This window comes from Ralstonia sp. R-29, assembly GCF_049913345.1.
In the GTDB taxonomy this organism is placed as follows: domain Bacteria; phylum Pseudomonadota; class Gammaproteobacteria; order Burkholderiales; family Burkholderiaceae; genus Ralstonia.
Map to the genome: position 1 here is coordinate 995,221 of NZ_CP184378.1, position 16,003 is coordinate 1,011,223.

The 16,003-nt window shown below is 63.7% G+C and carries 7 protein-coding genes; 2 read left to right on the top strand and 5 right to left on the bottom strand.

Going from position 1 to position 16,003, the window contains the following annotated elements; genetic code table 11:
* The first annotated feature begins 114 nt into the window (after positions 1-114).
* Positions 115-3,753, top strand: coding sequence for a YadA family autotransporter adhesin (locus ACN9M1_RS21655; RefSeq protein WP_426400663.1), 3,639 nt, complete (start codon positions 115-117; stop codon positions 3,751-3,753).
* 265 nt (positions 3,754-4,018) lie between these two features.
* A complete protein-coding gene (locus ACN9M1_RS21660; protein ID WP_426400665.1) occupies positions 4,019-4,765 on the top strand; it encodes a response regulator in 747 nt (248 codons plus the stop codon).
* A 45-nt stretch (positions 4,766-4,810) separates the two neighbouring features.
* On the opposite strand, the gene ACN9M1_RS21665 is transcribed toward ACN9M1_RS21660, so the two are convergent.
* From ACN9M1_RS21665 to ACN9M1_RS21685, 5 genes are all read right to left on the bottom strand, one after another.
* Positions 4,811-7,804, bottom strand: a complete 2,994-nt coding sequence (locus ACN9M1_RS21665) for an ATP-binding protein (protein ID WP_426400666.1) — start codon at positions 7,802-7,804, stop codon at positions 4,811-4,813.
* Between the two features lie 134 nt (positions 7,805-7,938).
* Positions 7,939-11,223: an autotransporter outer membrane beta-barrel domain-containing protein gene (locus tag ACN9M1_RS21670; protein WP_426400667.1), complete on the bottom strand. Its 3,285-nt coding sequence runs from the start codon at positions 11,221-11,223 to the stop codon at positions 7,939-7,941.
* Positions 11,224-11,658: 435 nt separating this feature from the next.
* Positions 11,659-12,363, bottom strand: a complete 705-nt coding sequence (locus ACN9M1_RS21675) for an outer membrane protein (protein WP_426400668.1) — start codon at positions 12,361-12,363, stop codon at positions 11,659-11,661.
* 244 nt (positions 12,364-12,607) lie between these two features.
* Complete coding sequence (locus ACN9M1_RS21680; RefSeq protein WP_426400669.1) at positions 12,608-13,141, bottom strand: fimbrial protein; 534 nt, start codon at positions 13,139-13,141, stop codon at positions 12,608-12,610.
* Positions 13,142-13,143: 2 nt separating this feature from the next.
* On the bottom strand, positions 13,144-15,984 hold the full coding sequence (locus tag ACN9M1_RS21685; protein WP_426400670.1) for a fimbria/pilus outer membrane usher protein: 2,841 nt from the start codon (positions 15,982-15,984) through the stop codon (positions 13,144-13,146).
* Positions 15,985-16,003 lie beyond the last annotated feature (19 nt).

The following is a 16,003-nucleotide window of genomic DNA, read 5'->3' on the forward strand; positions in this document are numbered from 1 at the left end:
ACCCGCCGCCCGAATGTGCACTCGCACAAGAATAGGACTTTTCTCATTTTGCCCAAGCGGCCCGCTCCCTAGCATGACCCTGTCACCGACACCAACCTCGAAGGAACAGGGAATATGAACAAGGTTTATCGCAGCGTCTGGAACACCACCACCAATACGTGGGCAGCGGCAGCCGAAACGGCCAAGTCGCGCTCGAAGGGTTCGGCGCGCGTTGCGCGCACCGCCGTGGCAGCCCTCGTGCTGGGCGGCGCGTCCATGACGGGCGCATTCGCGGCAGAAGTGGATGCAACCGAAGAAGACGAAAAGACCTCGCAGACCGTCAGCGTGCGTCAAGCACCGAGCACCGGCACGGCTGGCGCGGGCTCGATCGGCACGCAATCGATCGGCACCAGCGCCATTGGCACCACGGCCGCGCTGGATGACGCCTACATCAAGGTGAATCCGAACACCCTCAACCAAGCCGCCACCGCCACCGGTAGCGCCGCTGTTGCGCTTGGCTCTGCCGCATCGGCCGGGGCTGCCTATGGCGTGGCGCTCGGCTCCAATGCCCAAACCGGCACGGGCACGCTCGCAACAGCAGTGGGTACGGATTCCCTGGCCTCGGCTGCGCGCTCCACCGTGATTGGCGCATCGTCAACGGCCTCGGGTGCTAACGCATTTGCTGGTGGCACGTTTGCCACGGCGGCTGGCGCCAATTCCATCGCCATTGGCGGTGCGGGTACCGCTGCCACGGGGTCAAAAGCCAACACCCTCAATTCCATTGCCATCGGCAACGGCGCAACCTCCGGTGTGGCTGGTGATGCCACGAACACCAGCCAAGTGGCCATTGGCGTCTCGTCCAATGCGCAAGGGCTTTCTGCCGTAGCGCTGGGTAACTCTGCATCGACCAACGGTTCTGGCGCGGTTGCTGTGGGCCGTCTGGCTAACGCGGCGTCGGCCAATGCGACAGCGATTGGTAACGCGGCCAGCAGCGCTAACGGTGGGCTGGTTGCAATTGGCAACGCCGCAAAGGCCGACGGTACCTCTGCAACGGCTGTGGGCGCCAACAGCAGTGCAGCAGGTACAGCCGCGACCGCTCTGGGCGACGGCGCCACCGTCACCGGCAACAACAGCACAGCAGTGGGGCGCGGTGCCAGCGCAACTGGCACGGGCGTCAACGTGCTGGGCAATGCCGCGACAGGCAATGCCGACCTTGCAACCGCAATCGGCCATGTGGCCAATGTGCAGGCAGCGGGCGGAACGGCCTTGGGTGCGAGCACGTCGGTAACGGCTGCTGGCACGGGCAGCGTCGCGTTGGGCAATGGTTCGGTTGCTGACCGCGCCAACACCGTCTCCGTCGGCACCGCCACCGCACAACGCCAGATCGTCAACGTTGCCAATGGCACGCAAAACACTGACGCCGTCAACCTCGGCCAGATGAACACGGCGCTGTCGACGAAGGTGGACAACGACTACATCAAGGTCAACGGCACTGTTGCCGCAACCTCCATCGCCAGTGGCATTGCAATCGGCGACGGTGCCAAGTCGGACGCCACGGGCGCTGCGTACCAAGCCATTGCGCTGGGTCGTAATGCATCTGCAACAGGCAATGCGACCGCTCTTGGCAGCGGCACGACAGCAGTCAATCGCGGCACGGCCGTGGGTGGTGCTGCGCAAGCTACGGGCGCATCCGCAACCTCCATTGGCTACCAGTCGGTCGCCTCGGGCGACTTCACGACAGCGTTGGGTCAAGCGGCCGTAGCGACGGCCGATAACTCGACTGCGCTGGGACGCGGAGCTTCCACCACGGGTGCAAACTCCGTCGCCTTGGGCTACGGGTCCGTCGCAGACGCCGCCAACACCGTCTCGGTGGGCGCAGTCGGCAGCGAACGCAAGATCGTGAACATGGCTGCTGGCACGGCCGGCACCGACGCCGTGAACGTCAGCCAACTCACGCCGGTTGTTGCGGCACTGGGTGGCGGCGCTGCCATCAACCCGACCACGGGCGCTGTGACCGGCCCGACTTACACGCTGGCCAACGGCGGCACGCAAACCACCGTTGGTGGCGCACTCGCTGGGCTGGATACCTCCTTGACTAAGGCCCACACCGACATCGGCGATCTACAAAAGGGCATCGGTGATGGCTCGGTGGGTCTGGTGCAGCAAGACGCCACCACGCGCAACATCAAGGTGGCAGCGGGCACGGACGGCACCACGGTGGACTTCCACAACAGCACCAACAGCGCACGCAAGCTGACCGGCGTGGCCGATGGCAACCTGGCGAACAACAGCACCGATGCCGTCAACGGCTCGCAACTGTTTGCCACCAACGACAACGTGACCAAGCTCACGGGCCGCATGACCACGGCCGAGGGCAACATCACCGATCTTCAAACCAAGATCGGCGATGGCACGGTGGGCCTGGTGCAGCAAGACGCCACCTCCAAGAACATCACCGTGGCAGCCGCCACGGCTGGGACTTCGGTGGACTTCAAGGGCACCAGCGGCGAGCGCAAGCTGACCGGCGTGGCCGCTGGCGACCTGGCGAACAACAGCACCGATGCTGTCAACGGCGCGCAACTGTATGCAACCAACGGCCGCGTTACCACGGCGGAAACCAACATCACCAAGCTGCAGCAAGACGTCAGCAACGGCGCGGTGGGTCTGGTCAAGCAAGACGCGACCACCAACGACGTTACCGTGGCAGCAGGCACGGCCGGCACGGTGGTCAACTTTGCCGGCACGGCGGGCGACCGCAGGCTGACTGGCGTTGCCAACGGCACGGCCGACAACGATGCGGCTTCGATCGCCCAGCTCAAGGCCATGGGCCTGTTCGACCCGAACAACGGCCGCGCGCTGGGTGCGGTGGTGTATGACGGCGTCAATTTGGATAGCGTGACGCTTGGCGGCACCGGCGGTACGTACCTGAACAACGTCAGGGGTGGCCTGATCGCCAAGGACAGCATGCAAGCGGTCAACGGCGGCCAGTTGTTCGATCTGGACCAGAAGCTCGAGGGCTATTACTCCAGCCTGGATGGCCGTGTGGGTGCCATCGAAGCAGGTGGTACTGGCGGCGGCGCTGGCGGTGGTTCGGGCGGCGGTGCCGAACAGGGCAAGGGCGGCCCCGGCTCGATCGTCGTGGGTGCCGGTGCGGATGCCTCGGGCTCCAACAGCTCGGCCATTGGCCAAGGTGCAGCGGCATCGGGCTCGAACGGCACGGCTATCGGCCAAGGCTCGGCGGCATCGGGTTCGAACGGCACGGCTATCGGCCAAGGTTCGAGCGCTGCGGGTTCGAACGGCACGGCCATTGGCCAAGGTTCGAGCGCTTCGGGTTCGGGCGGCACGGCCATCGGCCAGGGTTCGTCCGCAACGCACGACAACTCGGTGGCACTGGGCGCAGGCTCGACCACGGATCGTAATGACTCGGTGTCGGTGGGTTCGGCAGGTGCCGAGCGTCAGATCACCAACGTGAAGGCCGGTACGGCCCCGACCGATGCGGTGAACGTGCAGCAGCTGAACAACAGCGTGCACAGCGCGCGTCAGGATGCGATGGGTGGCGTGGCTGCCGCGATGGCGGTGGCAGGCTTGCCGCAGTCGACGCTGCCGGGCCGCACGTTCATGGCGATCTCGGGCAGCACGTACGGCAGTGAGTACGGCACGGCCATCGGCGCGTCTTACATGACCAAGGACGGCAAGTGGATTGTCAAGGGTGCGGTGAACACCAGCAGCCGCGGTGAAGTTGGCGCGGTGGTGGGTGGTGGCTTCTACTGGTAAGCCGCACAACCAGCTCTAGAACGCACAGAAACCGCGCTGGCTCGCACGTCTTGTTCCTGTTCCTCCTCCAGAAGGGGCTGGTGCGGCGGGTGTGCGTTTAAATGAGGGAAGGGCTCCGGGCAACCGGGGCCCTTTTTTTGTGCACCACGTTTGACATGGTTTTCAGACGCTTCCGCTGTTCGTGTCCGGCCCCCGGGCCATAGAGTCGGGGCTTGGTCCGAAAGACCCACCGGTGCATGTGCAGCGGCGGTCCAGCAAATGCCCCATGAACCCTGTCCCGATCCGCGTTGCGGTGGCGGATGACCATCCGGCCATCCTCTTCGGCATCAAACACGAATTTGCCGCCAGCCAGTCGATTTCGGTCGATGGTCTTGCGCGCAATTCCTCTGATCTGATCGCACTGCTCAACCGCGTCAGCGTCGACGTGCTGGTGTGCGACTACGCCATGCCGGGCGGCAGCCATGGCGACGGCACGGCGCTCTTGTCGTTGATTCGGCAGCGCTATCCACAGGTGCGCATTGTCGTGCTGACGATGATCGAGAACCCCGCCATCTTGCAGGTGCTCATGCAGGAAGTCCGCTGCGTCGTGAGCAAGGCAGATTTGATGAGTCACCTGTCGTTGGCGGTGCATGCGGCATTCGCCAATGGCCACTATGTCTCGCCCACCATCGAACGCATCCTGCGCACCGCCACGCCAGCCCGACGCAAGCGCAGCGATGAAACGCCGCTGACCCCGCGCGAACTGGAGGTGGTGCGCCTGTTTGTATCCGGCCTGACGGTGAACGAGATTGCGGCGCGGGTGCAGCGCAGCAAGAAGACGATCAGCACGCAAAAGACGGCAGCCATGCGCAAGCTCGGTCTCGAGCGTGACCTGGATCTTGTGCACTACGGCATCGAGACGGGGCTGATCCCATCGACCATCCGCCCCCATGTCAAACCCGAGCACGGGGATGCGCCGCCAGATGCGCCAGATGCACCAGACGCTGCAGATGCACCAGCGGACGACGCGTAAGGTCGCCCGCCCCTTCAGGGAGAAAAGCGCAGAAGCGGGGCCTGGTTACATGCCACGCCGCGCCAACGCCTCTTGCGCCATGGCCGCAAGCTGGTCGAGCGCTGGCTGCAGGTGGGCAAGGTCCTCGCCCTCTTTGGTTTGCTGCTCCATTGCGGCGCAGGCGTTGGAGACCGCCTGCTCGTAGATCATCGCAAAGGTGCCTTTCATGGCGTGCAAGTCGCGCAACGCGGCCTTGCGGTCGTCGGTCGACAACGCCACGCGCAAGTTGGCAAGCTGCTCTTGCGTGGACCGGGTGAGCGCGGCAAGGATGGCGTCCGGCAAGCGGCCTTCACCAATGCTCGCGCGGGGTGTGGGTTCTGCCGGCGCCTCGCGTTTCTGTACTGGCGGGGCCTTGGCGCGCAGCATGCGGCGCAGCGTGGCATCCAGCGTCTTGAGCAGCACCGGCTTGACGAGCACACCATCAATGCCTTCCTGCACACAGCGGCGATGTTCGTCCACCTCGGCGTTGGCCGTCAGGGCGATGATGGGCACGCGTGAGCCCTGGTCGCGCAGGCGGCGCGCCAGCGCATAGCCATCCATGCCGGGCATGTTGAGATCGGTGAGCACGAGGTCGTAGGGTTGCGCATTGAAGCGCTGCAGTGCGTCGTTGCCATCCTCGGCCATGTTGACGCGGTAGCCGAGCGCCTCCAGTTGCATGCGGATCAACTCGCGGTTGGCCGCCTGGTCGTCTGCGGCCAGCACACGAATGTTGGCGGGCGCGGTTCCGGCGTCGGGTGCTTGTGCCGGGTCTTCGTTGGCCTCGGGCGCAACATCGGCCACCGCAAAGGGCAGCGTCACGACAAACTCGCTGCCCTCCCCCGGTGCGCTGTGCAACGTGATCGCGCCCCCCATCAAGCCCACCAGTCGACGGCAGAGCGCCAGCCCGAGCCCCGTGCCCCCAAAGCGGCGTGTGATGGTGGAGTCCGCCTGCATGAAGGGCTCGAACAGGTGCGCCTGCTGCTCTTTGCTCATGCCGATGCCGCTGTCGGCCACGCTCAGCACAATCGTGCCGTCCGGGGCGTCCGCGGTGTGAAGTGCAACCCGCACGCTGCCCTGGTCGGTGAACTTGATGGCGTTGCTCAGCAGGTTCGATGCAATCTGCCGCAGGCGCGTGGGGTCGCCCATGTATTGCGCGGCGACGCCTGCATCGATGGTGCATTCGAACTGCAACCTCTTCTCTTGCGCGATGGGCGCGAAGATGGCGGCCGCATCGCGCAGGACGGCTGCTGCATCAAACGCAATCGATTCGATGGACAACTGCCCGGCTTCGATCTTGGAGAAATCGAGCACGTCATTGATGATGCCGAGCAGCGCGTTGGACGACGAAGACACGGTCTGCAAGCGCTTGCCCAAGGCGGGCGGCAACGGCAGGCGCTGCACGAGTTCGAGGTTGCCGAGAATCGCGTTGAGCGGCGTGCGGATCTCGTGGCTCATCGTGGCAAGGAAGACGGACTTGGCGTGGTTGGCGTTGTCCGCCGCTTGCTTAGCCTCTCGCAATGCCAGCTCGGTGCGCTTCTTGTCGGTGATGTCGGTAAAGGCGGTGACCAGCACGTTGGTGTTGCGATAGTGCGCGGGCGCCAGGTTGACGGCCAGGTCGACGTGGCCACCGTCTGTGGTGGTGACGGCCAGCTCGTCTCGCACCACGCCGTCTCGCACCACGCCCGCACCGCCGCGTTTGGCATAGCGCTGCGCGATCTCTGCGGACAGGGACGGTGCGTGGGCGATCGTCTTGCCGGCCACCTCGTCCATGACCGGGCTGCTCAGCATGGGTTCGCCGGTGTGGGCGTCGATCACACCCAGGCCGATGGGCGCCAACTCAATCAGCATCCGGTTCAGGCGCTCGGTTTCAACCATGCGTTCGGAGCGTTCGAGCATCGGCACGAACACACGGCGATTGAACCACCACAGCAGAATCCACAGCGCAGCGATCAACCCCGCCGTCAGCAAGGTGGTGGCACGAATCTCTGGCCAGATGCCCGTCAACACATCCTGCAGGGTCAGGGCATAGACGATCCGCCCGCCGGCCAGACCGGGCGGCGAGCTGATCATGAAGATGCCGTTGCTCGCGCGCTGCAAGGTCATCGCCTTCTCGGCAGAGGACTCGCGCACCGCAGCCAGGACATCGGGGCGCGCGTCGCCGCCGGCGCTGGTCGTGATGGGCGTGCCGTTGCGGCTCAACACGACAAACGTGCCATGGAACCGCTGCGTCGAGAGCCCATCCAGTACGGCAGAGGCCGGGATCTCGCACACGAACACGGCAAAGGGCTTGCCTTGCGCATCCAACCCATAGATCGACATGCGGGTCGACATCACTCCCGTCAGCGGGTTGCGATACGGCGGAAGCCAGCGCACGGTGTGCAAGTCGGTGCCGGGGTCGTGCAAGGTGGCGGGTGCGATCGGCCCATCGGCATCTTGCGTTAGCGCCCCGAAGAGGGCCTGCCGGTTTGCCATTGCCGAGTCGAGCGTTGCCTGACCCGGCCAGGGAAACGGCGACACCGCAATGAAGTCCGCCGACGGCGTATAGAAGTAGGTGCTGAGCCGGTAGCCTTGAATGCTGGCGGTGGCGGCCAGTGTGCGAGAAACACCGTCCGTCATGGCGATCAGCCGTTCAAGCTCGGGCACGGGCGTCTGCGGCGTACTGCTGGCAAACAAGACAGAGTGCAGCCCACCACTGTGCTGCTGCACCAATTGCCCGCCGCCCGCACGAAAACGTGCGGCCACATCGGTGGAGGTAGCCGCACGCTGGTTCCACACCAGTTCTGCCAGATAGACTGTGCTGCGCACGATGGCCTCTGCCTTCATGACCTCGCTGGCCATGCGCTCGCCCTCGACCTGCAAGTTGCGTCGTTCGCCGTCGACGTGCGCGCGAACAATGGACGCCACCGCAATACCGAACGTGAGCAGCGCCATGACGGTGAGGACGATGCCGCCGCCAAACAGCGCGGAACGCCGAAAGCGGCGCATGGCCGAGAGCACGGTGGACGACTGGGCATTAGGCATGGTGTGGCAACCCTTTGGCGGCGCGGGATAGTGCGCGCCATCTTACGTGAGCCGAAAGCAAAACAACCCGCTGCGCAGATGCCAGCGGGTTGTTTGCAAGCGCCGGTGCAACCGGCTTGGACAGCGTCACAGCATTACCAGGCCCACCGCACGCCGGCATTGCCCATGAGCGTGCGCTGATGCTCGCCGCCCAGGTTGGCCAGATAGCTGATCGTGGCATAGGCGCTGGCCTGCTTGGTCACCTGCGCGACGAGGCCCGCGCCGATCTGCCCGGCGGTCTGGCCGATCTGCGTACCGATGGTGGTGCTGTTGCCGAAGGTGGTCTTGTCATCCGTGCCGAAAGCGCGCAGCACATTCAGGCGCAGATACGGCTTCCAGTTCACGCCGCTGGACGTGAACGACCATTGCAGGCGCGCGCCCGCGCGGGCCAGGAACGTGTTGCCGTTGTTCCAGTTCACGTCGGAAGCGCCATCGTTGAATGCGTTCAACGAGGTCCATCGCCACACGAGTTGTGCCTGCGGCTCCAGCATCAGGTTTTGCGCGAGCGGAATCGGCAGCCCCGCTTCGACCGAACCGGTCAGTGCCTTACCGTTTGCGGAGCCGCGCACGTTGTCGTTCGCGCTCGTGCGCACCGTCAGGGCGCTGCCCATCAGGATGGCATCGGTGTACCAGCCGCTCGGGGCAACGTGTGTCCAGTAGCCACCGAGGTCGTATGCGTTGACTTGCAGCGAGCCCACGCCCAGGCCTTGCTGCGCCAGCGCGAAGCCGTTCACATCGCCCACCGCACGCGAGAAACCGAGCAGCACGCCGTAGTGATTGCGATGGCCGTTCGATTGGGTATCCGCGTACAGGTCTTGCCCGACCTGCATGCCCCACACCGTGCCATCGAACGAGGGGTTCACATCGCCCTTCTGCGACAACTTGGTATTGCCGCCCCACACGCGTGCCCACGATGCAGGCAGCGATCCGTTCTCGGTCAACAGACCTTGCTCGCCTTGGCGGTCGTGGAAGGTGTCGATCTGCAGCAAGCCAAGCTGGCGCGCAACGGCCGGCGCTTCGGCGTACAGGGGTACAGAGTCGCGGTAGATGGGCACGGGATTGGCGCCCGGCGTGGCCTCTGCAATGGCTTCGGTAATGGCGGTTGGCGTACCGACTGCCGCATCCACGGGTGCCGTCGGCGTGGTCGCCGTCACGGTGTTGCGCAAGTACCAGTTGTTGGCCGACCCTGCCGACGCGCCGCCCCGCGCCAGGTAGTACGAATACGCGCCGGCGTTGACCGTGCCGCCCGAGAGCATGAATGCGCCAGCGCTGGTGGTCGCACCGTTGGTCGCCTGCACGACCTGGATGCCGTCGGCCATCGTTTGCGCGCCCGGGCCGCCAACGTTCGTCACCTTGAGCGTGCTTGTGCCGCTGGCGGCGCCGCCGCTGAGGATGAGTTTGTCCGATGCGGCACCGTCGCCAGCCAGGAACGTGTTCAGGCCAATCGTCCCACTCTGGCCGACGTAGTTGCCGGCGACCGTGAGCGTATTGCCGACACCACTGCCACCGAGCTGCACGAGCCCGGCGTTTGTCAGATTGCCGTTGATCTGGAAATTGCCGATGGCGCCACCGGCGAGGCCAGCCACCGCATTGGCGGCCGCAATCGTGCCGTTGTTCGACACGTTGCCCGTGACGCTGCCATAGCCGCCAAGCGTTGCACCGGCTGCGACGGCAACGGGGCCACCGCCGCTCAATGCCGCCGATGCGCTCGTGCCATCGCCAACGACCACGGTGCCGGCATTCACGTTCGTGCCACCCGCGTAAGTGTTGACACCGTTGAGCGTGAGCGTGCCGCTGCCGAGCTTGGTCAACGCGCCGGCGCCCGTGATGCCTTGCGCCATCGTCGAATTGAAGCCCTGTGTATCGATCGTGCCGTTGTTGGCCGTGATCGACACCGCGCGGCTGGCTGCCAGGTTGAATGTGCTGGCAAGCTGCAGCGTGCCGCCGTTGAGCGCAAGACTGCCCGACGATGCACCCAACGCGTTGTCTGCGGCGACCGACAGCACGCCTTGCGTAATGGTCGTGCCGCCCGAATACGTATTGGCACCGGATACCGTCAATGTGCCGGCGCCGGTCTTTTCCACGGCACCACTGCCACTGATCGCCCCCGTGTACGTGCCCGCGCTGTCCTGCTGGAAGCGGACGAGCCCGTTGTCCGTAACCGACAACGGCAGGTTCGTCGCATTGGCCTGCAGGGTCGCGCCGCTGTTGACCGTGGCCACCACCGATGCCGTGGTCGTGCCCAGCGTACCGGTCAAATTCAGCGTGCCGCTTTGCACCAGTGCGGTCGAAAACGTGCCGGTGCCGGCCCACGTCCAGTCGGTGCCGGCCATCGTCAGGCTCTGGAAGTTCGTGAACGCGTTCGCCGCGGTGCCCGTGCCTTGCAGCGTGACCGTGTTGGTGCCGGCGCCACCGTTGGCCGTACCGATGATCTGCGAGCCCGTCTGCAGGATCAGCGTCACATTGCCGTTGCCGCCCTGGATGGCCGTGCCGCCACCGCCCTGGATCAAGCCGGCGTTGGTGATGGTCGTGGCGCCGTTGGTCGAGCGCACGCCGATGCCGTTGTTGCTGATGATCCGGCCGCCGGCCTGGTTGGTGATCGTTGCATTGAACGAGCTGCCAAGCGTGTTCGACACCACGGCGTCGACACTGCCGCCGCTAGTGGCGGTGCCCGTCGTCTGGATCGTGCCGCTGTTGACGAGCGTGTCGTTGTTGCCCTGCATGTAGACGGCAGGTGCGTCGCGGCCATTGGTGGTCAACGTACCGCTGTTGGTGATCGTGCCGCTGCCGCCGAGCAACGATGCCGCACGCGCGTTGTTGCCGGACGTCGTCACCGTGCCGGTGTTGGTAATCGTGTTGCCCGAGGCGCCCGTATTGCTTTGCCCCCAAGCGGCCGTCATCCCATAGGAATTGTTGCCGGTCGTTGTAATGGTGCCGTTGTTGACGAGCGTATTGTTGTTGCCGTTTGCGGCAACGCCATCGTTGTAGGCGCCCGTGGTTGAAATCACCCCGCCCGTGGCGTTGGTGATCGTATTGCCGTTGTTCACGCCAAGCAGCACCGCACCGCGATTGGCGACGCCGGTGCCATTACCCGACATCGACAAATTACCGCTACTGGTAATGGCGCTTGAGGTATCGACGGAGAACGGCGTCGGACTGGTCGACAACGCATAACTGCCCGTCGCGGTCGAATCGATATTGATCGTAACGTTGGTGCTGCCACCAGCCGCCACCACCGAAGGAATACCCGCACCCGAACAGGTCACGGTGGTATTGCTGGCCGGCGCGGTGGCCGAACACGCTGCGTAAGCGCCCACCGGCAGTGCGCCTGTGAGAATCGTGACGCCTCCAACACCCAACTTCCACGCATTTCTTTTCATTTTTACGCTCGCAATTGACGGGGGGATCTTGCCGAGACTCGTGTGAATTTGTTACGTGGAATGGGTTATATCACCTGATTGAAATTGATCGCAAGACTGGTTTTTCAATACTGCAGAGCGGTATGTGGTGATAGTTGGCGCACCGCACGAGCCGGTGGGCCGGCATCGTATTCAATAATCGCTCCAGATTTGCACTCTCGACTGAATCGACCTAGATTGCATGATTCCCCGAAGCACCTCCCAATCCGAAGCGTCAGGCGTAAACAAAAACGGCTCTGCCGGACATTGCGTCCGGACAGAGCCGTTTTTTTTCTTTGCATCGCCGACCCCGTTGCTGGTCAGCGGAACACGGGCCGTATCAACACCCCGGGAGGGTGAAACCGGCGCAATCAGTCATGCCGACATGACGACGATGCATCGATCGTGAATGCGCTTTCAGAACTTGTAACGCGCGCCCAGGTAGATTTCATGCGACGCAACGTTCGCGCTCATCTTTTCGTCACGCAGGCCACGAGCGTTCGGGAAGGCGTTCCAGCCGCTTTCCGCCTTGCCCATGTCGACATAGCGGTAGCCCAGGTCCAGAGCCAGCTTCTTCATCGGGGAATACGTCACGCCTGCACCCAGCGACCATGCCAGGTTGGTTTGGCTAGCCGACTCGTATTGACGGCCCACGTTACCCTGCCAACCCTCCGACTTCAGCATCGCCAGCCCCAGGCCGCCCATGGCGTACACCGACACGTTCTTGGCCACGGCAAAGTCGCGATACACATTGGCCATCAGGCGTTGCGAGCGGATCTTGTGGTGGTTCAGGCTGGCAGCAAACGGGCCCGTCGGCGTACCGTTCGTGAACTCATCATGGCTCGGCAGCGTGTATTCACCCTCCACACGCCAGCCATTGCCGTAGTCATAACCGAGCGCCAACGAACCCGTCACGTGGTTACTGCTGTCATCGATCGAGACAAACTGAGAAATGCCTGGGCGAGCCGATTGATCCATATTGCTGGCCTTGTGCTTGGCGCCAACGATGCGCGCGGCGCCGTAGTAGCCTTCTTCCTTCGTGGCATCTGCAGCGGTTTGGGCAAACGCCGCATTCGAGAACAGGAGCGCCAGGGCACCCGGCAGCGCGAAAGTCTTGATCATGGAAACGGTCCTTAGTCTTTGAGAGGAGAGAGACCGTCATCGTAGGAAGCTCGCCGTTTTCTTTGAACCCGGTTGGCTACGGGTTGCGCCTCCGTAGCGCTACGGAGGCCACGCTACGATCGGAAGCGCAAGCCGCGCGCAAAAGAAATGCGCTGGCGTTGATGGACAACGCCAGCGCATCCGAAACGCCGACACGAAGGGGCGACACGAATCGCCCACATGCGTGCGTCTCTATCCGACCTTTCTAGTTGTACTGGATCGTAAAGGTGATACCGGAATCGACGGAGCCACCCGAGGCACGTGCCGCAACCTGCCAATAACCCGCCTGCAGGGGGAGTGTGACCTGATTGCCTGTGACGTTGGCTGTGCGTTGATTGTTGGTGCCATCAGCACCGATCGTCCTGCCATCGCTCGATTGGAGTTCGACGGCCACACCCGTTGCCGTACCGACGTTGCGATAGCGCAATTTGTCCGTGGCATCCGATGTTCCTGAAAAGGTGAACGTTGCGCTGACCATCCTTGCGGCGCAATTGGTGAGAGAAAGGCTGAACGTCTTGAGCCCAGCCACTTGCCCTTGCCTGAGCTGAGAAACGTTGATCGGATCCAAGAGGACTGCGTGGTCAGAACCACCGACACCCCACTGGCACGTTCCCGCCGTCAGACTCCCGGTCACACTCACGGCGGACTGCGCCAAGGCGGCGGAAGACGCGCCGCCGCACAGCGCCAACACCGCCAATGAGAGCCACAGCGTATGGATCGACGAATAGCGTTGTCGCATGGTTAGCCCTGCATTTCAGTGCGCGGTGACGGCGTCAACCGCATGGAAGAGACACGCGCCTTCGTCAGCATCGCGCCATGGGGCTGCGGTGCCTGACTGAAAGCGTCGGAAAGATTGACTGGCTGCGCCACGGGTGCAGCAGGCTCGCAAACCGCGTCAAAGCGCTCGAAACCGCTCGCAGCCGGCTTGTCGGGCAGGGTCACGTTGATACGACAGCTGTTTTCCGCCCCTTCGCCCCAGCGCACCGTCAGCGCCCCCGAAGCCAACAGGCCTGTGGCGATGACGCGACTGGCCTGTCCGACCACGCCAACGTTCGTACCTTGATCGTCCACCACTTCCGCACCGAAAGGCAGCGGCTGTCCGTCGGGCTTTTGGCTGTCGATAATCACAGCACGTCCGGCCTTGGTCTCATACGTCAGCTTGACCACCGAGCCAGCGCGCGGCGCGACACTCACCGTGGTTGACTTCAATTCCGTGCCAGCCGCCATCCCCTTGGGGTCAAGCGTGACCGTATTGAGCTCGTACGGATTCAGGTTCGAGACAACGGCGTAGCCCTTGCGATCGACAACGGCACCCTGGCCGTTTTGCACACGGGCCCCGGCAGCATCGGGGGCATACACCAAGCCAATGGTGTCACCCAGCGTCGGGGCGAATGTCACGCCACCGCCGTGGACAACGAGACCACCCGATGCGCCCACGCCAACCTGGCGATATCCGTTGCCCTGACTGTAGTTGGCGCCGACCTGGCCGAAGGCACCGTTGTATCGGGTATTGGCACTCAAGGCCGAGCTGCCGTCGTTGCGGCCCACCGTCACGCCGTAGCCGATACGCTGGTTCTCACCGGCATTGCCGGACAGGCTGACCTGGCTGTTGCTGCCGTCTCGATGCGACTGGTTATGCGTGCCCGAGAGCGTTGGCGAGGTGGCCTTCGAGCCGAGCGGGATGCTCACAGTAAAGAAGAGCCGCGTATCCCAGCGGGAGTCGAGCGTCGGCGTGGGTGTATCGATCGCGCCGGGAATCTGGTTGAAATCGCTCCAACGCCCCACGCTGGCAATCGACTCCCGCGTACGTTGCGCGGTAATGCTGTAGGTCAGGTTACGCCACCGGTTTGAATAGCCAATGGTGTAGTCCAACTGATTGCCGCCGCCCCCCCAGTAGTTGCGCATGGAGGCCGACACGTTGAGCGAGCCCGCCTTCTCGCCCAGAGACTGGGCGAGGTTCAAGTCGACGCGGCTGCGCTGGCGCAGTACGGTATCCGTCGGCAAGCCACGCGCCGCTGCGTCGCGAACGGCGACCATATCGCTCAATCCAACGAATCCGCTCGTGGAATAGCGATAGGCCGCGACTGCCAGGTTCGTGCCGGTATTGACGATGTTCTTGTTGTAACCCACGCGCACCGACACGCCATCGGACGTAGGTTGCCCCGACACCGATTGATTCGCATGCGTGACGTCCAGCGAGAACGCACCGACATCGGTGTTCACGGCGCTACCCGCAAGCACCGAACGATAGCCGGAGGCCAGCGTGACACCACCGTAGGCCGTCAGGATGTTCGTGAGGCCACGCTGGTACGTGCCCTGCAGGATATTGGGCGCGTCCTGCAGATTCAGCCCGTTGACTTTCCCTACGGTGGCGCTCCACCGGCTGATGCCCGGACGAAGCAATTGAGTAACCGTTGAGAACGGGACGACGAAGCGCTTGACGCGCCCATCGGCCTCGAACACTTCCACGTGAAGATCACCGCCGTACCCGGTGGGGTACAGGTCATCAATCACGAACGGCCCCGGGGCTGCGTTGGTTTCGTAGATCAGATAGCCGTTCTGGCGAACCACCACGCGCGCGTTGGTCTCGGCAACGCCGCGCACGACTGGAGCAAAGCCACGCAACGACTGTGGCAGCATGCGATCTTCCGTCGCCAGGCGCACGCCACGCACGCGCACGCTGTCAAACAGTTCGCCAGAGGTGAACAAGTCCCCAGCCGTGAGCTGCTCTCGCCATGCCGGCAGGTCGTGTTGAAGGTAAGTTGCAGCGGATTGGTAGCCTGACCCACCTTGAGACGATACATTCAGCGCGCCCTGGTGATAGACATGCCAGGACCCTTTGTGCACGGCGGCATTGAGCCCCAGGTACCCGCTGGAATAGTTGGTGCCGCCATTATTTGTGTAGGCGTTTGCGTTATAGCTGAGAGTGGCTGCGGTCGTGCCGGCATCCCATTGCGATGGGTCGACATAGCCACGGGCATTGCGTTGCTCGTAGATCTGGGGAACCGTGAGCGTCAGCTCCTGGTTGCCCATATCGAAGCGCATGGTCGCATCGGGAATGTAGCGACTCAGGGGTGCACAAAAACGCCCTTCCGGCAGCCGCTCGGCCTTGCCCTCTGCCGCCGCCATTGCGACTTTCCAGACGTCTACGCCGTAACGCGACAGCGATTGTGCGTCAAGGCACAGCTGCGTCTCCTGCGAGCCTGGCTCCGTCACAAACGTCACGTCTTCACGGGCACGCCACTGCTGGTTCAGCACCACGTCGGCACGATAGGTCCCGGGCGTGATGTACCCACTCTTCTCGAAGCGAGAAATGTCGACCTGGCTCGTCGTACCCTTTGGAAAGAAGTCCGGGTCGAACGTCACGGTGCCCGAGGCCGATGGAGCTGCGTCGGTCTCTGTTGGCTCGGCATAGGCCTTCGGTGCCAGTGCGGCAGCGATCATCGCAGACAGCACATAGCCACGCGGTAGGCCCAACGCTCGCGCATGTTTTGTCATGGCGTCACGAGACAACATCCTTACCTTCTCCAGATAAAAAGCAGCAGGCGGCCGCGCCGTCTCACCAGAGGCGGCATGAGCCATCAAACTTGGGGGAAATGTG

What these genes read in the sequence shown, in the direction of transcription:
- ACN9M1_RS21680 (WP_426400669.1), bottom strand. Translation starts at nt 13,141, where the DNA reads ATGCGACAACGCTATTCGTCGATCCATACGCTGTGGCTCTCATTGGCG.
- ACN9M1_RS21655 (WP_426400663.1), top strand. Translation starts at nt 115, where the DNA reads ATGAACAAGGTTTATCGCAGCGTCTGGAACACCACCACCAATACGTGG.
- ACN9M1_RS21675 (WP_426400668.1), bottom strand. Translation starts at nt 12,363, where the DNA reads ATGATCAAGACTTTCGCGCTGCCGGGTGCCCTGGCGCTCCTGTTCTCG.
- ACN9M1_RS21665 (WP_426400666.1), bottom strand. Translation starts at nt 7,804, where the DNA reads ATGCCTAATGCCCAGTCGTCCACCGTGCTCTCGGCCATGCGCCGCTTT.
- ACN9M1_RS21670 (WP_426400667.1), bottom strand. Translation starts at nt 11,223, where the DNA reads ATGAAAAGAAATGCGTGGAAGTTGGGTGTTGGAGGCGTCACGATTCTC.
- ACN9M1_RS21660 (WP_426400665.1), top strand. Translation starts at nt 4,019, where the DNA reads ATGAACCCTGTCCCGATCCGCGTTGCGGTGGCGGATGACCATCCGGCC.
- ACN9M1_RS21685 (WP_426400670.1), bottom strand. Translation starts at nt 15,984, where the DNA reads ATGGCTCATGCCGCCTCTGGTGAGACGGCGCGGCCGCCTGCTGCTTTT.